Here is a 24,794-nt window from a genome sequence, read left to right as displayed (position 1 = left end):
ACCTAATTCGCGCGTCTTTGCGTCTGCTCGCCGCGGAACTGGTCGGCGCCCTAATCGATGACGGCGGCCTCTTTGCGTTCGGTGATGGGCCTAGCCAATCCCTGCTCATCGCAGATGCGTTGGAGCCTTTCCAACGTCTCATCGAGACCCGACCCCAGCCTGCGACCGGGTGTAAACGTGGCCGGGAGGTGCTTCATGCCCTGGATGACGCCGATCGTGTCGTAGTGCACGGTCCCCGCGGGATCGCACCGGTAGTCCGGCATCCGATCCAGGACGGCGGTCAGCATCGCCTTGAACACGGTGCGTGCCACATTCGATCCGATACACCGGTGCACCCCCAGTCCGAAACTGAAGTGCCGGTTACCCTTCCGGTCGAGGATGATCTGGTCTGGGTCGTGGAAGACGGAGGGGTCGCGGTTGGCCATGGCCCATGAGATCCACAGCCGTTCCCCCTCCTTGAAGTGGATGCCATCGAGTTCCACGTCGTCGGAGAACGTGCGGCCGTCCCCGGGTGCCGGCGTGAAGTAGCGGAGGAACTCCTCAGTGGCCGGGTCGAGCAGCGCATCGCGCTGCGTGGCGAGCAGTTCACGCTCGTCGGGATGCTGCGACAGCCATTCCAGCGAGTGGGCGGTCAGCGCCGTCGTGGTGTCGAATCCGCCGCCGATGACCAGCCCGAGGTTCCCCAGGATCTCCAGATCCGGGGCGGGCTCGCCGTCAATGCGCATCTGTAGCAGCGCATTCACGATTCCCGGCCGCGGGTGCTCGCGGATCTCGATCATGTTGTTGACCAGATCGAGCCCCATCTGGCGGTGCATCTCGGTCACCCGCTGGATGTCGGGGGAGTGCTCCGGCGTGTAGATCGCAGCGTGGGTCGGTTCGCTGTACAACTTCCATTTCTTGAGCTGGACGCCCAAGAGCGCCAACGTCAATACGGCCGGGACGACGTTGGCCAGGTCGTCGACGAAGTCGATGCGGCCGTCTTCGATCTTCTCGTCGAGGCAGGCGCGCGTCACTTCGTGGATGAACGGCTCCCAGCGTTTGACCGCGGCCGGTGACAGGTAGGGGTTGAGCACACTGCGGTAGGTGTGATGCTCGGGGTTGTCCATCTCCAGGATGCCGCCGCGCACGCCGTTGATGCGGCTGGCCGTCGGGATCGAAATGCCCTTGTATCCGCGGCGCTGGTTGTTGACGTCGTGATCGTTGGAAACCGCCGGGCAGCGGGCGAGCTCGAAAACCTCGTGGCTGCCGGCCGCAACCCAGTGTCCGCCGTAGGTGTCGCTCCACGCGATCGGGCACCTGGCGTGCATCTCCTGCGTGATCGCGGCGAACTGCGTGCGGTACTCGGCGGTGTGCCGGTCGAAGTGATATCGGCGCTCGTCACGACCGCTGTCGCTGACGACGTCGTCCAGGCTCAAAGCAGCGCCTCCCTTCAGCTTTCGGTGATGATGATGGCCTGCTCCGGGCAGGATCGCGCGGCCTCGCGCACGTTCGCCTCGCGGTCGGCGGGCACGTCTTCGTCGATCGCTGACGAGCTGCCGTCGATGTCGCTGAGCTCGAAGGACTCCGGTGCGATCATCGAGCACAGGGTGTGGCCCTGGCAGCGTTCGGGATCGACCCAAACCTTCACGGTTCTCCTTGCGGGGGTTCAGTTTTGGTAGTCGTACCACTTGAGGTGACCGCACCCGTCGACGCGCAACTGCATGCCGTTGGCGAAGGCACCCTCTTTTTCAACGCCCAGTTGTGTCATCTTCCAACGATTCCCTTCCGGAGTTGATTCTCGAGCGTTTCCCTCAGGTGTTGCGTCCGCCGTTGACGCCCAGAATCTGACCGGTGATGTAACCGGCTTCCTCGGACACCAGGAAGGCACATGCGGCGGCGATGTCTTCAGGCCTGCCCATCCGGCGTACAGGCGTGCGGGCGATGGTCTCGTCGATGTCGCCGAGGAACCCGTTCTTCTCCGCGGCGCGCAACATCGGTGTGTCGATGAAGCCCGGCGGCACGGCGTTGACCGTGATGCCGCTCGGGCCGTACTCGAGCGCCAGCGACTTGGTGAGGCCGTTGACCGCCGACTTGGCCGCCACGTAGTGGCTCATGTAGGGGGCACCCGAATGGGTGCTCGACGAAGAGATGTTGACGATCCGGCCCCACCCCGCCTCGATCATGTCGGGCAGCACGGCCTGGGTCACGTGGAATACCCCGTTGAGGTTGACGTCGATGACCCGTTGCCAGTCCTCGAACGTGATGTTGGCGAATCGCTTGAATCCGTCCAGGCCCGCCGCGTTGACCAGCACGGTCACCGGACCCAGCCTGGCGCGGATCGCCGACAGCGTGGCGTCCACCTGCGAGCGGTCGGTGACGTCGGCGGTGAAAGCGAAATCGGTGTCCGAGGGCCGGAGGTCGATGGTCGCGACGTCGAGGCCGTCGGCGCGCAGGCGCTGCGCGACGGCATAGCCGATGCCGGAGCCGCCACCGGTGACCACCGCTGTCTTCACGTCGCGACCTCTGCTCCAATCGTGATCATCTCAACCACAAAGAATGCCCCTTACAATTGTGAGAACCTTACTCTCCTGACGAAGGCGCGTGCAACACACTCGGAAAACCCCTGGCGGCCTGCGGATAGAGGACTGACACCGCTCTCGCGCGGGCCAATGAGTACACCAGTCTCGTTTCTCGCACTTCCTTGAATTCTCGAGACCCGAATGTAAGATTCGCCCGGTAAGAGAATGAAATTATCGTGACCGTAACCACATTGAGGGGGATGCATGCCGGCCGAGGACACGGCGGTCGCCGTCGCCCAAGGGGATCCTGCGCCCGCGTCGCCCGTTGACCGCCGACTCTTGATCGACGGCCGACTTGTCCACGCCGACAGGGCATTCGCGTCGACCAACCCGGCCACGGGCGCCGTCGTCGGGTACGCACCCGACGCCGGCGTCAGAGAGGCCGAGGCGGCGATCGGAGCGGCCCGAACCGCGTTCGACACCACCGACTGGGCCACCGATATCGAGTTACGGGTCCGCTGCCTCGACCAGCTGCACCGTGCGCTGGTCGACCACGCCGACGAATTGCGCGAGTTGACCATTGCCGAGGTCGGCGCCACCCGGGCCCTGACCCAGGGCGCTCAGCTCGACGATCCGATCAAGATCGTCCGGTTCTACGCCGACCTGCTCCGCGGTTACCAGTTCTCCGAGGATCTCGGCGTGGCCGAGTCGAGAGGCATGCTGCACCACCGCTGGATCGAGAAGGAATCCGCCGGCGTGGTGGCGGCGATCATCGCCTACAACTATCCGAATCAGCTCGCGCTGGCCAAGCTCGCCCCGGCGCTCGCGGCCGGCTGCACCGTCGTCCTCAAGGGAGCCCCCGACACGCCCTTGATCACTCTGGCGCTCGGCGAGCTGATCGCCCGGCACACCGACATCCCGGACGGGGTGGTCAACGTGCTGAGTTCGTCGGATCCCGCCGTCGGGCCCGCGCTGACGACCAGCCCCGATGTCGACGTGGTCACGTTCACCGGGTCGACCGCCGTCGGACGCCAGATCATGGCCGCGGCGAGCGCCACGGTGAAGCGCGTCTTTCTGGAGCTGGGCGGCAAGTCGGCGGTGATCATGTTGGACGACGCGGACTTTCGGGGCGCGGCCATGTTCGCCGCGTTCAGCATGGTCACCCACGCGGGCCAGGGCTGCGCGCTGACGTCCCGGCTGTTGGTGCCGAAGGCGCACCACGACGAGATCGTCGAGTTGATCGCGCAGAACTTCGCCAAGGTGCGCCATGGCGACCCGGCCGACCCGAAAACCTTGATGGGACCACTCATCAACGAGCGCCAGCGGGACAAGGTCGACGGCATGGTGCAGCGGGCGGTCGCAGCCGGGGCCACTCTGGTGACGGGGGGCAAGCGGTTGGATCCCGGGTACTTCTATGCGCCAACACTGCTCACCAATGTCGATCCCGACAGCGAGATCGCCCAGGAAGAGGTGTTCGGTCCGGTGCTCGTCGTGATCGGTTTCGACGATGACGACGACGCGGTACGCATCGCCAACAACTCCATCTACGGGTTGGCGGGCGCGGTGTTCAGTCGCGATCCCGGCCGGGCGCTGGCGGTGGCCCGCCGGATCCGGGCCGGATCGTTCTCCGTCAACGGCGGCAACTACTTCGGTGCCGACAGCCCGTTCGGGGGCTTCAAGCAATCGGGCATCGGCCGCGAGATGGGCGTCGCCGGGCTCGAGGAGTTTCTGGAACGCAAGACATTTGCCGAGCCCGTTCTCGGGACGCCGGCATGAGGCCGCTGGAGGGCATCCGCATCCTCGAGGTCGCCATGTATGGGTTCGTCCCGTCGGCGGGCGCCGTGCTCGCCGAGTGGGGCGCCGACGTAATCAAGGTCGAGCACGCGGTGACGGGTGACCCTCAGCGGGGCCTGCGCCAGACGGGCATGCTGCGCGTCGAGGGCGACCCGAACCCCAACATCGAACACGCCAACCGGGGCAAGCGCAGCATCGGGTTGGACATGTCGATACCCGAGGGGAGGGAGGTGCTCTACGAGCTGGCACGCCGATCCGACGTGTTCCTGACGAGTTTCCTTCCCGGGGCCCGCCAGAAGTTCGGCATCGACGTCGACGACATCCGGGCGGTGAACCCGAACATCATCTACGCGCGTGGCAGTGCCCTCGGGCCGCGGGGCGAAGAGGCGACCAAGGGTGGCTACGACATGACCGCCTTCTGGTGCCGGGCCGGAACCGCGGCGACGATTACCCCGGCCGGGATGCCCGGCATGATCGGGCCGCCCGGGCCGGCGTACGGCGACACCATCTCGGGCACCAACCTCGCGGGGGGCATCGCGGCGGCGTTACTCAAACGCGAGCGCAGCGGCGAACCGTCCGTCGTGGACGTGTCGTTGCTCGGCAGCGGCCTGTGGTCGATGGGACACACGGTGGCGCTGACGAAGCATCTGGGCCAGCGGCTGGAGGCCCCGCCGCCCGGCGTGCACGGCGCCCCCAACAACCCGCTGGTCGGCCTGTACACCACGTCGGACGGCCGTTACATCTCGTTTGTGATGATGCAGCCCACCAAGTTCTGGGCGGACGTTTGCCAGCACGTCGACCTACCTGAGCTGGCCGACGACCCGCGCTTCGCGACGGTGGAGAGCATCGCCGCCAACACAGCGGAAGCCGTGGAGATCTTGACCAAGGTCATCGCAACCCGCACGCTTGCCGAGTGGAGCGAACGGTTTGCCACGCTCGCCGGGCCGTGGGCGCCCGTGCAGGACACGTTGCAAGCTGTCGACGACGCGCAGATCCGGGCGAACGAGTATGTGGTGCGCGCCGGCGAACTCGACCTGGTGGCCAACCCGGTCCAGTTCGATGTCACGGCGCCCCATACCGGGCCGGCTCCGGGATTTGCCGAGCAGACAGACGAGGTACTCATCGAAGTCGGGCTCGACTGGGATCGGATCATCGAACTCAAGACGGCCGGCGCCGTCACCTAGGAACGGGAGCCGCCCGAATGCCCGAGCCGAACGCCGCTGTTCGTCCGAGGAGCCGTCCGATAACGGTTATGCATTTTCTCCACCCGCTGGATGTGACATGAGTCATAATCGCCGGACGCTTCAAGACATGGGGCCTCGGTTCGGTCAACCGTGCTTTGGAGCGCCGATTCGCGTGACGGAACGGAGGACTGGCGTGAGGGTGGTAGCCGTTGGCGACGACGCCCAGGCGTCGGCCGGCACGCATTCGGCGGGTTCAACCCCTCGAACCCGTCTGCCGCACCACCGGATTCGTTCGGTTGCCGTCACGGGTCCGGAGGGAGTCCGGGTTCGTGGCCGCTAAGAACGCGGGCCCCGAGCGGTGGACCGGCGGGATTTCGCTCGGGCGGGGCTCCAAGCCCATGGAAGCGGTCGGCGGCCTGTTCGCGATGTCCTTCGACGCGATCAAGTTCGTGTTTCACCGCCCCTTCCAATGGCGCGAGTTCCTCGAGCAGTCGTGGTTCGTCGCGCGGGTCGCGCTCGCCCCGACGCTGCTGGTGGCCATCCCGTTCACCGTCTTGGTCAGCTTCACCCTCAACATCCTGCTGCGGGAACTCGGCGCCGCGGACCTCTCCGGTGCGGGCGCCGCGTTCGGTGCGGTGACCCAGGTCGGTCCCCTGGTGACGGTGTTGATCGTGGCCGGAGCCGGCTCCACGGCGATGTGCGCCGACCTGGGGTCACGCACGATCCGCGAAGAGATCGACGCGATGGAGGTGCTGGGCATCAACCCGGTGCAGCGCCTGGTGACGCCGCGCATGTTGGCTTCCGGCCTGGTGGCCCTGCTGCTGAACAGCCTGGTAGTCATCATCGGCATCGTGGGCGGCTACGTCTTTTCGGTATTCGTCCAGGACGTCAACCCCGGCGCGTTCGCGGCGGGCATCACGCTGCTCACCGGTGTGCCGGAGGTGATCATCTCCTGTGTCAAGGCAGCGCTTTTCGGCCTGATCGCCGGACTGGTCGCGTGCTATCGGGGGCTGACGGTATCCGGCGGCGGCGCGAAGGCCGTCGGCAATGCGGTCAACGAGACGGTCGTCTACGCGTTCATGTCGCTGTTCGTCGTGAATGTGGTTGTCACCGCGATCGGTATCCGAATGTCGACCAAGGGCCACTGAGGAGGCATAGGAAAGCGCCGTGACACTGCGAGCCGTCTATCCGCGACTATCGCGACAGATCGACAAGCCGATCGCCACCTTGAGCCGGATCGGCGATCACACCCTGTTCTATGGCAGGGCGCTCGCCGGGGTTCCCTTCGCGGTCCGTCACTACCGGCGGGAGGTCATCCGACTGATCGCCGAAATCAGCATGGGCGCAGGAACCTTGGCGATGATCGGTGGCACCCTGGTTATTGTCGGCTTCCTGACGCTTGCCGCCGGCGGCACCCTGGCGGTCCAGGGATACAGCTCGTTGGGCAACATCGGCATCGAAGCGCTGACCGGATTCCTGGCGGCATTCATCAACGTCCGGATCGCGGCCCCGATCGTGGCGGGAATCGGCCTCGCGGCCACCTTCGGCGCCGGCGTCACCGCGCAGCTGGGCGCCATGCGGATCAACGAAGAGATTGACGCGCTGGAATCCATGGCGATCCGGCCGGTTTCATATCTGGTCAGCACCAGGATCGCGGCCGGGATGATGGCGATCACGCCGTTGTACTCCATCGCCGTCATCCTGTCGTTCCTCGCCAGCCAATTCACGACCGTGGTCCTGTTCGGCCAGTCGGGAGGCCTGTACCAGCACTACTTCACGACGTTTCTGAACCCGATCGACTTGCTGTGGTCGTTCCTGCAGGCGGTCCTGATGGCGATCACCATCCTGTTGATCCACACGTATTTCGGCTACTTTGCGTCCGGCGGACCGGCGGGGGTCGGAGTGGCGACCGGCAACGCGGTGCGAACCTCGCTGATCGTGGTGGTCTCGGTGACGCTGCTCGTCTCGCTGTCCATCTACGGCACCAACGGCAACTTCAACCTGTCAGGCTAGGAGAGGCGGTGAGGCAGTCGTGACACGAAATCTCGGGCCGGGTCCCATCCACCGATCCGAAACCACCAGCAGCGCGCGGCCCGTCGCGGCCTCACCCGGCCGCCACTTCGGTGCCCAGTCTTATGCTCGCCCGCTGGCCGGCCTGGGAACCGTCGTGGTGATCGGGCTCATCGTCGCCGTCGCCGTGGGCCTGTTCCGCGGAGACTTCACCACCAGCGTGCCCGTGACTGTGGTGTCGCCGCGCGCCGGTCTGGTGATGAATCCGGACGCCAAGGTCAAGATGCGCGGCGTTGAAGTGGGCAAGGTCGCCTCGATCGATGTGCGCCCCAACGGTGAAGCGGTCCTGCACCTGGCGATGGAACCATCGCAGATGCACCTCATTCCGGCCAATGTGCTCGTCGACATCGCCTCGACGTCGGCGTTCGGTGCCAAGTTCGTCGAACTGGTGCCGCCCGCGGAGGCCTCCCCGCAGTCGCTGCGGCCGGGTCAGGTGCTCGAGGGCAAGCACGTCACCGTCGAAATCAACACGGTGTTCCAGCAACTCACGTCCGTGTTGTCCACGATCGACCCGGCCAAGCTCAATGAAACCCTGGGCGCCATAGCGTCGGCGGTCAACGGCCGCGGCCACAAGATCGGCCAGATGCTGTCCGATCTGGATGCGTTCCTGGCCAAGCAAGACCCCGCCCTTCCCGCGCTGAGCCACGACCTCGAGGCCTTTCCCGCAGTGAGCAACGCCTATGCCGACGCGGCGCCGGACCTGCTGGCGACCGCTCACAACGCGATCCGGATCAGTAAGACGATCGTCGACGAGCAGCAGAACCTGGATGCGTTCCTGATCAGCTCGATCGGCCTGGCGGACATGGGAAATGACGTCGTGGGCGCCAACCGGCCGGCATTGACCGATGTCCTACACCTGGTGAGGCCGACCACCGACCTGCTCAACGAATACCACCAAGCGCTGTGGTGCGGCATCTCCGGATCGCTGGTCAACCTGCACGCGCCGAACCTGCCCGAGCCGATGATCAAGGTGCTGGTCTACCTGGGCTTCGGCGCCGAGCGTTACCGCTACCCGACGAACTTGCCCAAGGTGGCGGCGAGCGGCGGTCCGCAGTGCGACAACTTGCCCGTGGTGCCCTTCGACGTCGCGCCGAAGTTCGTGGTGGCCGACGTCGGCGCCAACCCGATGGAGTACGGCAACCCGCAATTGATGTGGAATTCCGACGCGCTCAAGCAGCTGTTGTACGGGCCGATCGCCGGGCCGCCGCGCAACAGCATGCAGATCGGGCAACCCGGATGACCGGCTCACGCGCCATGATCGTCAAGTTCGGGATCTTCGCCACCGTGATGATCCTCCTGACGGTGTTCCTGTTCTTCATCTTCGGGCAGTACACGACCGGCTCGACGAACGGGTATTCGGCCCTCTTCACCGACACGTCGCGGTTGAAGCCCGGAGAGACGGTGCGGGTTGCCGGCATTCGAGTCGGCACGGTCAACAGCGTCAATCTGCGGGCCGACAAAAAGGTCCTGGTGAAGTTCGACGCCGACCGCAGCGTGGTGCTCACCACTGGCACGCGCGCGGTGGTGCGCTACCTGAACCTCGTCGGTGACCGCTACCTCGAGCTCGTCGACGGCCCCGGTTCTACCAAGGCGCTGTCACCCGGCGCGGAGATCCCGATCGATCGCACTGCGCCCGCGCTCGACCTCGACCTGTTGCTCGGTGGCCTGAAGCCGGTCACCCAGGGTCTCAACCCGCAAGACGTCAACGCGCTCAGCGCGGCGCTCATTCAGGTGTTCCAGGGTGAGGGCGGCACCCTGCAATCGCTGCTGTCGAAGACGTCGTCGTTCTCGAACACGCTGTCCGACAACAGCCAAACGGTGCAGGAGTTGATCGACAACCTCAACACCGTGGTCGGCACCGTCGACAAGGAGGGCGCCCAGTTCTCCGGTGCGATCGACCGCCTCGAGCGGCTCGTCAGCGGGCTGTCCCAGGACCGCGACACCATCGGCACCGCGATCACCGCGCTGGACAACGGCACCGCCTCGATCGCCGACCTGCTCGGTCGCGCCCGCGCGCCGTTGGCCGGCACCGTGGACCAGTTGAACCGGATGGCGCCGCTGCTGGACAAGGACAAGGACCTCATCGACATCTCGCTGAAGAAGTTGCCGAACAACTACCGCAAGCTGACCCGGCTCGGGTCGTACGGCGCCTGGTTCCCCTACTACCTGTGCGGGCTGGCACTGCGCGTGTCCGATCTGCAGTACCGGACGGTGGAAGTGGGCATCACCCACCAGGTCACCGGTCGGTGCGCGGAGCCAAAGGATCCCGATGAATAGGTACCGCGGGGCGGGTCTGATCAAGGCGGGATTCATCGGCGCCGTGCTGGTGGCGCTCATCATCGCCGTCGGGCTCAACCCTGACCAGCTGCTGCAACGCGCCACGGCCGTCCGATACCAGGCGCTGTTCTCCGACGCCGGTGGGCTCGCCCTGGGCAATGACGTGACGGTGTCGGGCACCAAGGTCGGAAGCGTCACCGGAATGTCGCTGCAGCACGGCGACGTCTTGGTCACGTTCAACGTCAAGGGGAGTGTCCTGCTCGGCTCCGCCAGCACGGCACACATCAAAACGGGCTCACTGCTGGGCCAGCGGGTGCTCACCCTGGAATCCGCCGGCAGCGGCGCGCTGCATCCGATGGCTGTCATCCCGGTGACCCGCACCTCCTCGCCCTATTCGCTGTCCGAGGCGGTGGAGAACTTGAGCTCCGACATCAAGGGAACCAACACCGAGACGCTCAATCAGTCCCTCGACACACTGTCGGAAACGCTGAATCAGGTTGCGCCGCAACTCGGTCCCGCATTCGAGGGGATTACCCGGCTGTCGCAGACCCTCAACGCCCGCAACCAGACGCTCGGCGAGCTGCTCAAGGGCGCCGCCGACGTCACCGGCATCCTTTCGCAACGCAGTCAACAGGTGAACACGCTGATCCTCAACGCCAACGATCTGCTGTCCATGCTCGTCGCCCGGCGCCAAGCGATCGTACGGCTGCTGGCCAGCACGTCGGCGGTGGCCAAGCAACTCTCCGGTGTGGTGCACGACAACGAGGCGAAGCTGGCACCGTCGCTGGAGAAGCTCAACTCCGTGACGGCGATGCTGGAGAAGAACCGCGACAATCTCTCCAAAGCGCTACCCGGTCTGGCGAAGTACGAACTGACGCAGGGGGAAACGGTCTCGAGCGGCTTCTACTACAACCCGTTCATCCCCAACCTGTTCACCCTGCAGTTCTTCCAGTGGCTGTTCGACTACACCTGGGGATTCCGCGCTTACGGCGCTCCCGGTCAACCGCCGGACACCGCCGGGCCGCGGGCGCTTTTGCCATTCCCGTTCAACCAGAACCCGGGGGGGTCGCGATGACGCGGCTTCAGGCAATGCCACGCGGCAAGCTCAAGGTCGGGCTGGCAATCGTGCTGGTGGGGTTGCTGGTCGTCGGGACCGCGGTCGCGATCCGTAACGCCTTCTTCCGCCCCCACACCATCACCGCTTATTTCCCCACCGCCACTGCGATCTATCCGGGCGACGACGTCCGGGTGTCGGGAATGAAGGTCGGTACCATCGCGTCCATCCGTCCCGAGGGCACCCAGGCGAAGCTGGTGATGCACGTCGATCGCAGCGTGCCGATTCCGGCGGACGCCAAAGCGGTGATCGTCGCGCAGAACCTGGTGGCCGCGCGCTACGTCCAGCTCACCCCCGCCTACCGGTCGAGCGGCCCCACCATGCGGGACGGCGCGGTCATACCGATCGACCGGACGGCGGTGCCCGTCGAATGGGACGAGGTCAAGGACCAATTGATGCGTCTGGCAACCGAACTCGGACCCAACAGTAAGGTGTCCACTCCGTCGGTGGCGCGGTTCATCGACAGCGCCGCGGACGCGCTGGGTGGCGGCAACGGCGAAAAGCTGCGCCAAACGCTGGCCCAGCTGTCGGGAGTGGGCCGGATCCTCGCCAACGGCAGCGGCAACATCGTCGACGTCATCAAGAACCTGCAGACTTTCGTTGGGGCTCTGCGGGACAGCAACGTTCAGATGGTGCAGTTCAACAACCGCCTGGCCACACTGACCAGCGTGCTCGATGACAACAAGTCCGACCTGGACGCGGCACTGACGGACTTGTCGAGCGCGGTCGGTGAGGTGCAGCGGTTCATCGCGGGCAGCCGCGACCAGACCGCGGAACAAATCACCCGGTTGTCCGACCTCACGCAGATCCTTGTCGACAACAAGATGGCGCTGAAAAACGTTCTTCACGTTGCGCCGAACGCAATCGCAAACGGCTACAACGACTACGACCCCGACGTTGGGAACGTCCGCGGCGGCGTCGGCATCCAGAACCTCACCAACCCGGTGAACGCGCTGTGTTCGCAGATCGGAGCCCTTGAGAACGCCACCGCCAACGAGTCGGGGAAGCTGTGCGGCCTGTATCTCAGCCCGGCGTTGCGGGTGTTCAATCCGCTGCTGTACTTCAACTTCAACTACCTGCCGATCCCGGTCAACCCGTTCCTGTCGCCGGCGTTCGACCCGAAGAACGTCATCTACACCGAACAACGGCTGGCGCCCGGGGGCGAAGGGCCGAAACCGACTCCGCCGGAGATCCCACCGGCGGTGTCCGCGTATACGGGTCTGCCGGGTGACACCCCGCCGGCGCCGCCACCTCCGGGACCACCGGCGCGCATACCGGGAGCGGCGATGCCGGAGCCACCCCCGCCGAGCACGCCGGCCGAGCCGCCGCCCGCCCCGGCCAACGTGTCGGACATGCTGCTCCCCGCGGAAGGACAGCAACCATGACCGCCCGGGTCGCGCTGCGTCGCGTGCTCGGCGCCGCGTGCTGCGTCATGCTCGCCGCGACGGGATGCGCGTTCAACGGTCTGAACTCGCTGCCCCTCCCGGGCGCGGTGGGACGCGGGCCGGGCGCGAGCGTCTACCACGTCGAGATCGCCAATGTCGGTACGCTGGAGGCTAATTCGCCGGTGATGATCGACGACGTGATCGTCGGCAGCATCAGCAGTATGAAGGTGCGGGGCTGGCACGCCGACGTGGAGATCTCGGTTCAGCCCGGCGTGACCATTCCCGCCAATGCGGTGGCCAGCGTCGGACAGACCAGCCTGCTGGGGTCCATGCACCTGGAACTGAATGCGCCTCTCGGCCAACAAGGCACCGGACGCCTGCAGCCGGGGGCGACGATCCCGCTGAGCCGATCGTCGACCTACCCTTCGACCGAACAAACGCTGTCGTCGCTGTCCGTGGTCCTCAACGCCGGGGGACTGGGCCAGATCGGGGACATCATTCACAACTTCAACGCCGCTTTGTCCGGTCAAGAAGGCGCCGTTCGCGATCTGATCAACCGCCTCGACAAGTTCGTGGGCACCTTCGACCAGCAGCGCGACGACCTCGTCGCGTCGATCCGGGCGCTCAATCGCCTTGCCTCGACGTTCGCCGGGCAACGCGACGTGATCACCCAGGCGCTCTACAAGATTCCGCCCGCACTGGATGTCCTCATCAAGGAGCGGCCGCGGCTGACGTCGGCGCTGAACAAACTCGGGACGTTCAGCGCCACCGCCACCCGCCTCGTCAACGACGCGGGCTCCGACCTGGTCAAGAACCTGCAGAACCTCGGGCCGACTATCAAGGCGCTCGCCGACATCGGGCCGGACCTCGACGCGGCGATCGCCTACGCGCCGACGTTCCCGTTCACGCAGGGCTTCATCGACCGGTATGTCCGGGGCGACTACGTCAATGGGTATTTCATCATCGACCTCACGAACTCCGGTCTCCGCAAGAGCATCCTGCTGGGTACCCACTGGGGACGGCTGGGCGCGGAGCCCGTGCCGGTTCCGGGCGATCCCGAGTATCTGCAATTCAAGTACGGCGCCCCGCCCGGTGCGCCCGGGGGCGTGGTGAACCCCGGCCCGGTCGGTGAGCCGCTGAACCTCGGTCACCCCCCGCCCTGGGGACCGCCCCCGGGACCACCTCCATCGCCGTCGTCGGTGAACCCGCAGTCGGCGGAAGCGCCTTCGCCCACCGCACCGCCCGCGCCACCACCGGCGTCGCCGTTGATCGCCGGCCTGACCATGCTTGGCCCCGATGCGCAGAACGCCCCGCCGCCCAGCGCGCCGGCGCTGCCCGGACCTCCCGGGTCGACGGCGCCGACGGCGCCGACGGACCAGGGCGCTCCGATTCCCGGGGCGACGCCGGCCACCACTCAGTCGGCGGACGGGGGCTCGTAGATGCTGACCCGGTTTGTCCGTATCCAGTTGGCGATCTTCACGATTGTCGGGATCGTCGGCGTCGTTCTGATGGTGCTCTGGTACGTCCAGGCGCCGACGCTACTGGGCATCGGCAAGATGACGGTCACGCTGAAGTTGCCCGCCACCGGCGGGCTGTATCGCTTCAGCAACGTGACCTACCGCGGGGTGCAGATCGGCAAGGTGACCTCGGTTGGGCTGACACCGCAGGGTGCGCAGGCCACTCTGGCCCTTGACTCGTCGCCGAAGATCCCGGCCGACCTGAGAGCCGAGGTGCGCAGCATCTCCGCGGTGGGTGAGTATTACGTGGATCTGCGGCCACGAACTGACAAGCCGCCCTATCTTCAGAACGGCTCGGTGATCGCGGCGAACGAGGCGACGATTCCGCAGCCGATCGGGCCCGTGCTCGACCAGACCAGCGCGCTGATCAACAGCATTCCGAAGGGCAAGCTCGGTCAACTGCTCGACGAGTCGTTCACGGCGTTCAACGGCGCCGGTTACGATTTCGGGTCGTTGTTCGATTCCTCGGCGCGCGTGTCGGGAGACCTCAACGGCGTCGCCGACCGCGCGCGAAGCCTGACCGAGGACGCCGGAGCCTTCCTCGACGCGCAGGCAAAGACGACCGGCTCGATCCGGACGTGGGCGCGCAGCCTCGCCGGTGTCAGCGGCCAGCTGGCCACCAACGACCCGCAGTTTCGCACCTTGCTGGAAAGGGGGCCCGGCGCATTCGACGAGGCGTCGCGGCTGCTCGATCAGATCAAGCCGACGCTACCGGTGCTGCTGGCCAACCTCACCACGGTGGGTCAGATCGGGGTGACCTACCATGCCTCCCTCGAGCAGATCTTGGTGCTGCTGCCGCCGTTCACCGCGGCGATCCAGTCGTTCCTCGGCACCAAGTCGCCGACCGGATTGGCTACGGGCGCTTTCAATCTCATCATCAGCGATCCCCCCGCCTGCACGGTCGGTTTCCTGCCGCCGAGCCAGTGGCGTGCCCCGTCCGACACACGCGTCATCGACACCCCGGACGGACTGTATTGCAAGCTGCCGCAGGATTCGCCCATCGGGGTGCGCGGCGCCCGGAACTACCCCTGCATGGGCCAGCCGGGCAAGCGGGCGCCGACCGTCGAAATCTGCGAGAGCGACAAGCCTTTCGAGCCGTTGGCGATGAGACAGCACGTGTTCGGCACCTACCCGCTGGACCCCAACCTGATCGCGCAGGGCATCCCGCCCGACGACCGGGTCAACTTCAACCGCGAGCGAATTTTCGGACCTGTGGAGGGCACGCCGCTGCCCCCGGGCGCGGTCCCGAGGGGAACTCCCCCGTCGTCGGGGCCCCCACTGCCGGCGCCGCTGAATCCCGCAGCGACCATGGGGGAGGTGTCGCCCATCGCACCGATCGACGTTCCCGCCGGACAGCCGGTGCCCCCGGCTGGTGCGCCGGCTCGGCCGTCGGCGACGCCAAGTGCGTTTGGCCAGAAGGCATCCGAACCGCGTCCGGCGGCGGGTCCTTCGGTCGCGATTGCGCAATACGACCCGCATACAGGCACCTACGTGGCGCCCAATGGCGAGGTCTACCGTCAGTCGGATCTGGCTGCGGCCGCTTCCCCCAAGGCGCCCAAGACATGGAAGGACATGTTCGCCACGTGAGCGATGCGGCGAAAAGCTGGGCGGGTCAGCCGATCCTGTCCAGCCTGATCGGCTGCTCGATGTACAGCGGAGCGTTGGTACCGCACACGCCGACCGGGCCGGTCGTCTTCTCCCGTCCGGCCATGGTGGACGATCCCAGCACGTTCTCGCCGGTGTCGGGGTTCGCCGGATAGAAATAGACCACGTCGTGACCGGTGAATGACGAGCCGTCGGGACAGGTTTCCCAATTCGGGATGTCGCGTTTGACATACCAGTTGAGGCCGTCGTGCATGCTGAGCGGGGCGGTCCAGCCCTGGTCGCTGACCACCTGGCCCTTGCAGTCCTGCGCGGTTGAGCAGGACGAGGTGATCTTCCAGGTGCTCCGCACTACCGCCTCTTGGTGATAAATGGTGTTGGTTCTGGCCCAGTCGCCGATGACGGTCGCGGTGAATGTCCCGTTGACGGCGGGGTCGTACGCCCGTGCCGTCGGAGCCATGCCAAGGCCGGCGATGACTCCGGCGGCCGCCAATGCCACGCCGGCCGGCATATTCGTCGAACGCATCGCACTGCTCCTTGACGCGCTAAATACCGGTTATTGTCCGGTGAAATCGAATTCACAGACTAACACCGCCGGCGCATATCACGGAATGGTTCAGTGAAAGCGCGAGGGCACGCTCATACGGCATCGAATTTCTCGATAAGCCAGGATCCCTTGACCTTTGCCAGGGTCACCCGCAGGCTGCTCGAAGTCACCACCGGATCGGGCCTTTCCTTGCTGGCCGTCTTCTGCTTGACGAACACCAGCACCACGGCCGACACGGGATGAATTTCCGACACGGCGGCCCGGACCACCGAGGCGGTGGTCGTGACCTGGCCGCGCTGCGCGGCCGGCCCCACAATCTGGTCGGCAAACCGCTGATAGTAGGGCAGATAATCCTCGGTGACCCGGGACCTGGCATTCGCGAAATCCCGCTCCAGGGTCGCGGGCGAGTAGGACAGCAGGGCCACCGCACCGTCGCCTGCCGCCTTGACGGCCTGGTGGGCCGCGGCGTTGTCGGTCTGCACGTCCGGGCGATAGACGAAGTAGAAGTAACCGGCGCCGAAACCGATTGCCCCAACGAGCAGCAGCGTCAGCACGATCGGACGCCATGCCGCCAGGCAGCGACGCGTCCAGCGCCGAATCACACCGGCTAGGCGTCCGGATTGCCGGCCCCGGAACGGCTTACGTTCTGGCGCCGCGACCGCCTCTATGCCGGTCGTCACGGCACGAACTCGACTCGAGAGACCTTCAGTTGGCCCCCGTCGCGCTCGACGGTGATGACGAGCCGCAGTGAACGCGACGCCGGCTTGGCTTCACCGGGCTTGGTGAATTCCGTTTTGGCGGCGACGAGTACAACGGCCGAACTGTCGGTCATAGACTCCACGGCGACGTCACGCACGGCGCCCTTGGAACTGACTTTCGACTGCTCGAGCGCCTTGACGGCATCCTCGGCGCCCATGAGAATGCCTGCCTTGAAAAGGCCGGTGGTGCCGTCGGCGAAACGTTGCATTTCGTCTCGTGCCTTGTTCGGATCCATCGACATCATCGTCATCACCGCGGTCCGGGCCGCGGCGGCGAACTCCGCGCTGCGCTGCCTTTGCTGAACGGCAGTGTGGTGCTGCCATGCGAGAAGACCGCTGGCCGTGAGGGCGCAGCAGGCGACGCCGATCGAAGCGGCGACGGCCACAGCCTTCCGGCCGGGACGAAGCCGACCGTCGCGTTGGGAGGGTGTGGCGCAAGCCTCGGCTTCGGCGCCCCCCACGGCGGCCGGCGCGGCGCGGCCACCCGACACCGTATCCGCACGCTGACGCAGCCGTATCGCGCGGGCGCGAGCCACTCGGGCCCGCGCCTCAGCCCGCATAAGTTCGTCCGTCTCGACCGTCGAGTCGGGTGGCGTGGAATCGGCATCGGGGCCGAGACCGTTGGGATCTAGCGCCCCAGCGGGAAGTTCGCGCGGCGGCACTGGATCACCTCCTCGTCGCGACTACAGGAGAGCCACATTATCACCGTTAAGAGGTGTGCCGGCGCCGATATCGAGGGCATCGGAAGCGCATCCTCTCGAGCCGAGGAATTCTATTCCCAGCGGTGGGCAAAGTAATTTAAAGTGAACTGGTGCGATTCATTGTGGGAGCGGTCGCCGCATTCGCGGTCCTCTTCTCCGGCCTCGGCGCCGTGACGCCGCCGCGAGCGGTCGCCGGACCGGCCAATTGCGATTATCCGGACTGCACCCCGGGCATCATGCCGCACCAAGTGCTCGGGGCCCCGTGCGACAACACCACTTACTACGTGTTCGGCACCGCCGACTATTACGTGTCGTTCGCCACGCAGCCCGGACGCTTGATGTTCTGCGGCTCGCCGCGGAGGTATGAGCCCCGCTGGTTCCGGTCGCCCCCGATGGCGGGCGTCAAGGAAGAAAACTCCTCGTGCATCGACTACCCGGAGTACTACGTCGCGCAGGCTCCCGACGGACTGTTCCTGGTGTGCAACGCCCATGACGGAACCCAGATCTGGGAGCGCGGCGACACTTAGCCGAACTCCCGCCATAACTCATGGGTATGGGTTGGGCTGCTCGGGCCACGTCTGAAAGGGGCTGGGCCCGAAGTAATCACCGTTGTGTATCGTGCCGTCCCGGTCGCGATGGTGCGCGTCGTGGCACGTCGTCGGATCCCATTGCGGCCCCCACGCCGGGTCGAAGGGCTGGCCCGGGCACCAGTGATAGCCGACGAACGGCCACGGTGGGTCGGCGTAAGCCGTTGTGGCACTGCCTATATCCGCCAGGCCGAAGCCGGCACCGAGCATGAGCGCTACTGCACTGAAGCGCGCGACTGTCTTCATGGAAAAACCGTACCCGAGCAACCGTCTAACCGGGATAAGGAATTTGCGCGGGACGCGACGGCTAGCACCTCTGGTGTCACGCGCCGAGACCGCCCCGCGGGTCGTGCTTTGCCGCGAATCGCGACCACTGCGGCGATTTCGGTGCCAGATAAGCGGACAACGGCTACCCGACCGCATCGATCATGCGGCGGGTGATGCGACCCAATGTCGCGCGCAGGGTTTGGTCGTCGATGTCGGCCACCAGCGGGTGCACGACGCCGACCGCGATGGCGCCCGACAGGACCGCCGCGGCCACCCGCGCGTCCTCGGCCGCGTCGTTCAGCAGCACGGTGTAGAGCCGCTGGATGAAGCGCTGGAAGGGTTCGTGTTCGGCGAGCAGTCGTACGACGACGGGGTCGAACTGCAGCGTGCTGGCGGCACCCCGACGCTCGACGGCGAGGTCGATCACGCGGTCCAGCAACAGCTCCCGCGCCCGCAACGGGTGGTCCTGGGCCTCGGCAGCCTCCAACGCCTCTTCGAGGCCGCCGAGTTCGCGCTCGGTGAGCGCGATGACGATCTGCTCCTTGGTCCTGAACTGGTGGTAGACCGCCGCCTTCGTGACGCCAACCGCACCGGCGATCATCTGCAGCGAGGTTCCGCCGACGCCGTGCTCTGCGATCAGTGCCAGTGCCGCGTCCATGATGCGGCGCTGTGCGGGACTGCGCGCGACAGCACGGAATTGATCACCGCCCTCGAAGGACTCCACGCGTCGAGACTAGCCGATCGGCTATTGACGGGCGGGTAGCCGATCGGCTAGCTTCGCTGACGGGCTGGCATGCCAAGCGCTCGCGTGCCGGAAGGAGCCAGCGAATGGTCCACAGCGGCGGGGACGACGGTCCGGCGGTTGCGCGAGATCCGTTGCGGCGCCGCGATGGTGAACTGATCCTGCTGTGGACACTGCCCGTAGTCGGAATGGTCTGGCTCAGTGCGTTCGTGCTGTTCCCGGGATTCACCCCACCGATGTCCCCCACGATGTCGGCGGAGCGGGTGGCCGCCTTCTACCGCGAGCACCAGGCAGGGGTGCGTTGCAGCATGATCCTTTTCAACTGGTTCTGCGTGGGGCTCATCCCGATCTTGATCCTGATCGTCATGCAGATCCGGAGGATGGTGCATCGAACGCCGATCTTCTCCTACTGCATGGCGGGTTGCGTCGCGGGTGGACCGACACTCTTTCTGGTAGCCAATTGCTTCTGGCTGTTGGCGGCGTTCCGGCCGGAGCGCCGCCCCGAGCTGACCCAGATGTTCAACGACCTCGCTTGGATAACCTTCACCAGTCAGGTGCCATTCCTCATCGCGCAAGGCGTGATCCTCGCCATGGCAATATATTTCGATGATCCGGCACAACCAGTATTCGGCCGGTGGGTCGCCCACTTCAATCTCCTCATCGCCGCCACGCTCGTGCCGGCGGCGTTCGTCGGGCTCACCCTGACCGGTCCCCTGGCGTGGGACGGGGCGCTGTCGTTCTGGCTGAAGAACATTGCCATCGCGGTATGGATTGCCGTGATGGGCACCGTTGTCGGACGGGCCATATACCGGGAACGTGCCGATCTCCGGGACGACGACCGGGTTGATGCGTGAGCGTCGGGACGACGGAAATCCCGCGCCACGCGAAGCGGGAGTTGTGGTTGGCATGGTGGACGCTCGTCGTCTTCTACAACTTGTTCTTCGTGGTGTTCTTCGTCCTCACCCGGGCTCAGCCACCACCCAGCCCCGCGTGGGACGCCGCGAGGGTGGCGCAGTGGTTCCGCCACAACCACATCGGCATACTCGTGGGCTTCGCCATCATGTTCGTCATCACGGGGATGACGACCATGAGCAACGCGCTCATCGCCTACTCGATGCGGCGCATGTCGGTCAGCCGCGCGTTCGCATACTCCTACCTCGTGTTGTACTCCCTGAGTGCGGTCCCGGGCATGCTGCTGCTCTGCATCGCGCTGACCGTGGGTGCTTTGCGACCCGACCGCAGTCCCGAATTGCTGGGCTGGATCTACGATTTCGCCTTCCTGTCATTCGTCGGGACCATGGGGGTGTTTCTCATCGGGTCGCTGATCTGGATGCTCGCCATCCTCATCGACAACAACCGGGTGTTCCCGAAGTGGTTCGGCTACCTGAACCTGTGCAACGCCCTCACCGAGATCGTCGTGTCTCCGGCGTGGATGTTCCGCGAGGGCGTCCTGGCCTGGAACGGTCAGATCGCCTGGTGGCTAAACATGGTCGTGTTCGCTCTCTACACGGGCGTTTTCATCGCCCTACTCAGGCGGCTGATTCAGCGCGAGGACTTTGATAGCGGGCCGCTGCCCGCGCAAGCGGTGGCATGACCAACCGTGGGAACCCGTCCGCCAGGTTCGTGCCCGGCCAAGCCGACATGTGGGCGTTCGTGCTCTTCGAGACGCTCATCTTCACGGCATATTTCGGGTTTTATCTGTTTTACCGAGCCCGAAGCCCGGAACTCTTCCTACACGCTCAGGCGCAGCTCGATGTACGCGTCGGGATCGTCAACACCCTCGTCTTGCTGCTGAGTTCGTGGTCGGTGGCCCGCTGCGTCCAGTTGGCCCGTGCCGGCGCATACGGACCGGCGCTGCGTGACGCCTTTCTTACTGCAGCGTTCGGCCTGGCGTTCATGACGTCCAAGTCCGTCGAGTGGGCCGGCCAGATCCACCGGGGTCACGGGATTGCCGGCAACGAGTTCTTCACCTATTACTTCTTTCTCACCGGAATCCACTTCGTGCACCTCCTGATCGGCTTCGTCGCCCTGGGAGTCGTCGTCTACCAACTCAAGAGCGCCGCGCGGCGTTCCCAGGAACTCATCGAGACCTGCGCGACGTACTGGCACACCGTCGACTTCCTCTGGGTACTCATCTTCGCGCTGCTTTACGTGGTGAGGTGAGCGATGATTTCGTTCAGCAAGAGGCTGCTGGTCGTTTGGCTGACGCTGGCGTCGCTGACGCTGGCCTATCTTTGGATAGACCACTCTCATCGATCGCCGCGGCCCAGTGTGGCCGCCACGGTGACCGCGATCGCGATCGCACTCATCAAGGTGCGCATCATCTTTCGGGAGTTCATGGAGGTGAGGGGGGCGCCCGCCCCGCTCTGCCGCCTCACCGATGCCTGGGTGGCGCTCATCGCCGCGTGTCTGCTGGGCAGCTATTTCGCGGGCATGGCGCTCCGGTAGTCGGCGCGGCTACTGCGGCGTGAACGTGAGGTGGAGTTCGGTCAGGCCGCGGAGGATGTAAGTCGGCTCGTAGGTGTATCGGCGGTCGTCGGCCGGGCCGTGCTCGGACTCGTCGATCGCGATGCCGGCCATCCGGTCCAGGATGCGTTCGATCGACACGCGGCCCTCCACCCGTGCCAGCGGTCCACCCGGGCAGGAGTGAACTCCGCGGGCGAACGCCATGTGCTCGCGGACGTTCTTTCTGTCGAGGTTGAATTCGTGCGGGTTATCGAACCGGCGTGGGTCGCGGTTGGCCGCGCCCGGCAGCACCATCACCACGGTGCCGGCCGGGATGTCGACGCCGCCAACGGTGGTTGCCCTGCGGGCCAGGCGTGAATCGCTTTTCACCGGACTGTCCATCCGCAGTGATTCCTCGATGAACGCGGGAATCAGGCTGCGGTCCTCGCGCAGCCGTCGTTGGATGTCGGGCCGGTCGCCCATCACCTGTAGCGCGGCGCTGAGCAGCTTGGCCGTAGTCTCCTGCCCGGCCGCGAAGAGGAAGGTGGCCGAACGAACCACCTCGATGACCTCGGGTGTGGATCCGTCGGGATACTTCGCGGTCGCCAGGGAGGTCAGGACGTCGTTGCGGGGTTCGCGGCGCCGGTCCTCGATATAGGTGCAGAACTTTTCGTCTAGCCACTCCAGCGGATTGACGCCGACCGATTCGTGGTCCAGGCCGCCCACTCGGCCGGGTTTGTCGGCGCCCAGGACGACGCGAAACTCCTTGTGGTCTTCCTCGGGGACACCGAGCAGGTCGGCGATCACCAACGTCGCGAAGGGTTTTGAGTACTCACTGATGAATTCGCACTTGCCGTTGACCAGGAATTCGTCGAGCTGGCGGTCGGCGAGGCGCCACATGAATTCCTCGTTCTGCTTCAGCCTGCTCGGCGTCAATAGCCGACTCAACACGGACCGGGCGCGGGTGTGGTCGGGCGGATCCATCGTCACCATGTGCTCGTACATCGGGAAGTAGTCGCGGTGCTGGGCGATCTGCGCGCTGATGTCATCGCCGTCCGGCTGGAAGGGCAGCGGCGGGAACGGCCCTCCGAGCGCCACGATGTTCGAGAACGTGTCGGTGTCCTTGTAGATCTCGGTGGCTTCCTCGTATCCGGTGACGGCAACCACGCCGTGGTGCGGTAACCGCAGCACGGGATTGCGGCTACGCAGGTAATCGAAGTATGGATGCGGATCGGGCACCAGGGAGGGATCGGTGAAGAAGTCGATCGTTTCGTAAGTGCTCATCTCGAGCTTGCCTCCAAAAGCCGTCGTTGGCCGAATGGTGGTTCAGCGGCGAGCCCCGCGCCGCTCGAGTCGATACCGAATTGCTGAGCACTTGCTTAGCATGGAGTCATTGTCAGGGTCAAGGTGACAACGCTTGTGTGAGACACCCTGGCTAACATCCGGGATGGGCCACACTTGGTAGTCATGGAGCACGTCGAGATTCGGAGCAACTGCCAATGACTTCTGCCTCTACGGCCCGCAGGATCGGAGCGCCGGACGCGAAGAATCGTGGGCTGCTGCTCGACGCCGCCGAACGCTTGATGCTCGACGAGGGCTACGCCGCTGTGACCTCGCGTCGCCTCGCCAACAAGGCGGGCTTGAAACCGCAGCTGGTGCACTACTACTTCCGCACCATGGACGAACTGTTCCTCGAGGTCTTTCGCCGCCGCGCCGAGGAAGGCCTCCGTGTGCAGGCTCGGGCGCTGCAGTCGCCCCAACCTTTGTGGGCGTTGTGGCGATTCGGCACGGATCCGGGGTTCACCCGGATTTCGATGGAGTTCATGGCGCTGGCCAACCACCGAAAAGAGATGGGTGCCGAGATTGCTTATTACGCGGAGCGATTTCGTGAGCAACAACGCGAAGCGGTGACGGCCGCGCTGCAACGCTACGGCTCGGCTACCGAACAAGGCGGTGGCGACGTGCCGCCGGTGGTCTGGACCGTCCTGATGACCAGCCTGTCGCGGATGCTGGTGCTCGAACAGGCAATCGGGATGTCGGCCGGTCACGCCGAAACGATGGAGCTGGTCGAAAGCTACCTGCGCCGCCTGGAAGGCGAGCCGCAGCCCAGCACGAACATGCCGGCTGCGTGGGTGGTTCACCAACTGCGCAGCGAACAGAGCGCGCCCTTTGGGCCGACCTTGGAAACCACTACCTTTCCGTCCACGGACAGATCGCACTGAATGCCGGGTGTCCCCGGCTCCCGCCCGGTGGTGACGGTGACCATCGCCCAGTGGTCGGGGTCCAGCAGGTTCACCGGTTGGACCCACGGCTTGTCGGGGGCGACGTCCGCGTGCACCTGCGGCGTGAACTGATAGGGATTGTGGCTGTAGTCGGAGAAAACCGCCGGGTCCTGATCCTGGTAGAAGATGTCGACGTAGGCCGGGTTTCGGGCCGAGACGATATACACGACCTGATGCCAGACCGGGTCGGCCTGCGCCGGTCCGGCGCTCACCGGGAGGCCCGAGAGCGGCAGGAGCAGTGCTGTGCCGGCGCTTATGAGCTTCTTCGTAATGGTGGTCATGTCGCTCCTCCAGCTGCCGGGCGCGGACTGGTGGTGCGGTTCATGACCCGCTCTGCGGCCTGCCAGTGGGCGTCGGCAACCCAAAGCCGTGCAAAGGATGCTATCGCCTCGTCCGGGGAAACTCCGTTGATTACGCGTTTTATCTCCGCGACGGGCCGCCGCGCCAGCAATGCGGCGATCGATCGCCAGCCCTCGTCGAAGGAGGCGCGCGGAAACACCTTGTCCACCAACCCGATCCGCTCCGCCTCGACGGCGTCTACGGCGGTCCCGGTACCCGCCAACAGCAATGCCTTGCTCTTCCCGACGAGCGCGGCCAGGCGTTCGGCCCCGCCCCAGGCCGGCATGATCTCCAACTGGACCTGATTGAAGGCGATTCGCACGTCGTCGGCCGCCACCCTGATGTCGGCGGCGACAGCGACCTCGGCGCCGCCGCCCAAGGCGTGGCCGTTCAGTGCGGCGATCACCGGCGCGGGGAAGGACGCCAACTGGTCGCAGACCGAGCGCATCCGCTTTGCCATGGCGGCGGCGTCCTCCTCGGTGCGCAGCGCGCTGAGCTCCTTGAGGTCACCACCCGAGACGAACGCGCGGTCGCCCGCGCCCGTGATGACCAACGCCCGGGCGCCGGCCGCCGCGGTGAGCGCCTCCTCCAGCTGGCCCATGGTGTCGAGCGCAATGGCGTTGCGCGCGTGGGGGCGGTCGATCGTCAGCACCGCCAACCCGTCCTCGAACTCCAGAACCACCAT

At 65.7% G+C, this 24,794-nt stretch carries 27 protein-coding genes; 16 read left to right on the top strand and 11 right to left on the bottom strand.

What is annotated here, in order from left to right:
• Positions 1 to 50: 50 nt before the first annotated feature.
• From G6N56_RS12895 to G6N56_RS12885, 3 genes are all read right to left on the bottom strand, one after another.
• Positions 51 to 1,415, bottom strand: coding sequence for a cytochrome P450 (locus G6N56_RS12895; RefSeq protein ID WP_085255842.1), 1,365 nt, complete (start codon positions 1,413 to 1,415; stop codon positions 51 to 53).
• Between the two features lie 14 nt (positions 1,416 to 1,429).
• A complete protein-coding gene (locus tag G6N56_RS12890; protein WP_085255843.1) occupies positions 1,430 to 1,627 on the bottom strand; it encodes a ferredoxin in 198 nt (65 codons plus the stop codon).
• Positions 1,628 to 1,790: 163 nt separating this feature from the next.
• Positions 1,791 to 2,492, bottom strand: coding sequence for an SDR family NAD(P)-dependent oxidoreductase (locus tag G6N56_RS12885; protein ID WP_085255844.1), 702 nt, complete (start codon positions 2,490 to 2,492; stop codon positions 1,791 to 1,793).
• A gap of 270 nt (positions 2,493 to 2,762) precedes the next feature.
• On the opposite strand from G6N56_RS12885, the gene G6N56_RS12880 reads away from it, so the two are divergent.
• The 10 genes from G6N56_RS12880 (at position 2,763) to G6N56_RS12835 (ending at position 15,426) form a co-directional block, all read left to right on the top strand.
• Positions 2,763 to 4,274, top strand: a complete 1,512-nt coding sequence (locus tag G6N56_RS12880) for an aldehyde dehydrogenase family protein (protein ID WP_085255845.1) — start codon at positions 2,763 to 2,765, stop codon at positions 4,272 to 4,274.
• The gene (locus G6N56_RS12875) at positions 4,271 to 5,476 is read left to right on the top strand and encodes a CaiB/BaiF CoA transferase family protein (protein ID WP_085255846.1); all 1,206 of its coding nucleotides are present in this window, start codon (positions 4,271 to 4,273) and stop codon (positions 5,474 to 5,476) included. Before G6N56_RS12880 ends, G6N56_RS12875 begins: the two co-directional genes overlap by 4 nt.
• A gap of 398 nt (positions 5,477 to 5,874) precedes the next feature.
• On the top strand, positions 5,875 to 6,624 hold the full coding sequence (locus G6N56_RS12870; RefSeq protein WP_232069339.1) for an MlaE family ABC transporter permease: 750 nt from the start codon (positions 5,875 to 5,877) through the stop codon (positions 6,622 to 6,624).
• Between the two features lie 19 nt (positions 6,625 to 6,643).
• A complete protein-coding gene (locus G6N56_RS12865) occupies positions 6,644 to 7,489 on the top strand; it encodes an MlaE family ABC transporter permease (RefSeq protein ID WP_085255848.1) in 846 nt (281 codons plus the stop codon).
• 19 nt (positions 7,490 to 7,508) lie between these two features.
• Complete coding sequence (locus G6N56_RS12860) at positions 7,509 to 8,786, top strand: MCE family protein (protein ID WP_085255849.1); 1,278 nt, start codon at positions 7,509 to 7,511, stop codon at positions 8,784 to 8,786.
• A complete protein-coding gene (locus G6N56_RS12855) occupies positions 8,783 to 9,823 on the top strand; it encodes an MCE family protein (protein WP_085255850.1) in 1,041 nt (346 codons plus the stop codon). The genes G6N56_RS12860 and G6N56_RS12855 overlap by 4 nt, the downstream gene beginning before the upstream one ends.
• On the top strand, positions 9,816 to 10,898 hold the full coding sequence (locus G6N56_RS12850; protein ID WP_085255851.1) for an MCE family protein: 1,083 nt from the start codon (positions 9,816 to 9,818) through the stop codon (positions 10,896 to 10,898). Before G6N56_RS12855 ends, G6N56_RS12850 begins: the two co-directional genes overlap by 8 nt.
• Positions 10,895 to 12,322: an MCE family protein gene (locus tag G6N56_RS12845; protein ID WP_142280605.1), complete on the top strand. Its 1,428-nt coding sequence runs from the start codon at positions 10,895 to 10,897 to the stop codon at positions 12,320 to 12,322. The genes G6N56_RS12850 and G6N56_RS12845 overlap by 4 nt, the downstream gene beginning before the upstream one ends.
• A complete protein-coding gene (locus tag G6N56_RS12840) occupies positions 12,319 to 13,761 on the top strand; it encodes an MCE family protein (RefSeq protein ID WP_085255852.1) in 1,443 nt (480 codons plus the stop codon). The genes G6N56_RS12845 and G6N56_RS12840 overlap by 4 nt, the downstream gene beginning before the upstream one ends.
• Positions 13,762 to 15,426 carry an MCE family protein gene (locus G6N56_RS12835; protein ID WP_085255853.1) on the top strand — a complete coding sequence of 555 codons (1,665 nt, stop codon included), beginning with the start codon at positions 13,762 to 13,764 and terminating at the stop codon, positions 15,424 to 15,426.
• Positions 15,427 to 15,451: 25 nt separating this feature from the next.
• Here the strand turns inward: G6N56_RS12835 and G6N56_RS12830 are convergent, their stop codons facing one another.
• The 3 genes from G6N56_RS12830 to G6N56_RS29080 all read right to left on the bottom strand — a co-directional run bounded on the left by G6N56_RS12830 (position 15,452) and on the right by G6N56_RS29080 (position 17,132).
• Entirely contained in the window at positions 15,452 to 15,967 is a 516-nt protein-coding gene (locus G6N56_RS12830) for an Rv2253/PknI dimerization domain-containing protein (protein ID WP_085255854.1), read from the bottom strand.
• Between the two features lie 113 nt (positions 15,968 to 16,080).
• Positions 16,081 to 16,542: a twin-arginine translocation pathway signal gene (locus G6N56_RS12825; protein WP_232069288.1), complete on the bottom strand. Its 462-nt coding sequence runs from the start codon at positions 16,540 to 16,542 to the stop codon at positions 16,081 to 16,083.
• Positions 16,543 to 16,664: 122 nt separating this feature from the next.
• Entirely contained in the window at positions 16,665 to 17,132 is a 468-nt protein-coding gene (locus G6N56_RS29080) for an Rv1363c family protein (protein ID WP_232069287.1), read from the bottom strand.
• Between the two features lie 425 nt (positions 17,133 to 17,557).
• On the opposite strand from G6N56_RS29080, the gene G6N56_RS12815 reads away from it, so the two are divergent.
• On the top strand, positions 17,558 to 17,974 hold the full coding sequence (locus G6N56_RS12815; RefSeq protein ID WP_085255856.1) for a hypothetical protein: 417 nt from the start codon (positions 17,558 to 17,560) through the stop codon (positions 17,972 to 17,974).
• 18 nt (positions 17,975 to 17,992) lie between these two features.
• On the opposite strand, the gene G6N56_RS12810 is transcribed toward G6N56_RS12815, so the two are convergent.
• Together G6N56_RS12810 and G6N56_RS12805 are read right to left on the bottom strand one after the other, a co-directional pair.
• Entirely contained in the window at positions 17,993 to 18,280 is a 288-nt protein-coding gene (locus G6N56_RS12810; RefSeq protein ID WP_085255857.1) for an Mtp family mycobacterial-type pilin, read from the bottom strand.
• 163 nt (positions 18,281 to 18,443) lie between these two features.
• Entirely contained in the window at positions 18,444 to 18,959 is a 516-nt protein-coding gene (locus tag G6N56_RS12805) for a TetR/AcrR family transcriptional regulator (protein WP_085255909.1), read from the bottom strand.
• Between the two features lie 170 nt (positions 18,960 to 19,129).
• On the opposite strand from G6N56_RS12805, the gene G6N56_RS12800 reads away from it, so the two are divergent.
• The 4 genes from G6N56_RS12800 to G6N56_RS12785 are packed head-to-tail and all read left to right on the top strand — an operon-like array spanning position 19,130 to position 21,491.
• Positions 19,130 to 19,897 (top strand): hypothetical protein, encoded by a 768-nt coding sequence (locus G6N56_RS12800; protein WP_085255858.1) that lies wholly within the window; start codon positions 19,130 to 19,132, stop codon positions 19,895 to 19,897.
• Positions 19,894 to 20,637, top strand: coding sequence for a hypothetical protein (locus G6N56_RS12795; protein ID WP_085255859.1), 744 nt, complete (start codon positions 19,894 to 19,896; stop codon positions 20,635 to 20,637). Before G6N56_RS12800 ends, G6N56_RS12795 begins: the two co-directional genes overlap by 4 nt.
• Positions 20,634 to 21,206 (top strand): cytochrome c oxidase subunit 3, encoded by a 573-nt coding sequence (locus G6N56_RS12790; protein WP_085255860.1) that lies wholly within the window; start codon positions 20,634 to 20,636, stop codon positions 21,204 to 21,206. Before G6N56_RS12795 ends, G6N56_RS12790 begins: the two co-directional genes overlap by 4 nt.
• Positions 21,207 to 21,209: 3 nt before the next feature.
• Positions 21,210 to 21,491 (top strand): cytochrome C oxidase subunit IV family protein, encoded by a 282-nt coding sequence (locus tag G6N56_RS12785; protein WP_085255861.1) that lies wholly within the window; start codon positions 21,210 to 21,212, stop codon positions 21,489 to 21,491.
• A gap of 9 nt (positions 21,492 to 21,500) precedes the next feature.
• On the opposite strand, the gene G6N56_RS12780 is transcribed toward G6N56_RS12785, so the two are convergent.
• Complete coding sequence (locus tag G6N56_RS12780) at positions 21,501 to 22,772, bottom strand: cytochrome P450 (protein ID WP_085255862.1); 1,272 nt, start codon at positions 22,770 to 22,772, stop codon at positions 21,501 to 21,503.
• 215 nt (positions 22,773 to 22,987) lie between these two features.
• Between G6N56_RS12780 and G6N56_RS12775 the strand changes: the two genes are divergently transcribed.
• Positions 22,988 to 23,710, top strand: coding sequence for a TetR/AcrR family transcriptional regulator (locus G6N56_RS12775; RefSeq protein WP_085255863.1), 723 nt, complete (start codon positions 22,988 to 22,990; stop codon positions 23,708 to 23,710).
• Here the strand turns inward: G6N56_RS12775 and G6N56_RS12770 are convergent.
• On the bottom strand, positions 23,626 to 24,051 hold the full coding sequence (locus tag G6N56_RS12770) for an Rv2576c family protein (RefSeq protein ID WP_085255864.1): 426 nt from the start codon (positions 24,049 to 24,051) through the stop codon (positions 23,626 to 23,628). The two genes, G6N56_RS12775 and G6N56_RS12770, sit on opposite strands and share 85 nt — an antisense overlap.
• Entirely contained in the window at positions 24,048 to 24,794 is a 747-nt protein-coding gene (locus tag G6N56_RS12765; protein WP_085255865.1) for an enoyl-CoA hydratase/isomerase family protein, read from the bottom strand. Before G6N56_RS12765 ends, G6N56_RS12770 begins: the two co-directional genes overlap by 4 nt.

Source organism: Mycobacterium saskatchewanense (assembly GCF_010729105.1).
GTDB lineage: Bacteria > Actinomycetota > Actinomycetes > Mycobacteriales > Mycobacteriaceae > Mycobacterium > Mycobacterium saskatchewanense.
This window is presented reverse-complemented; position numbering and strand designations above follow the sequence as displayed.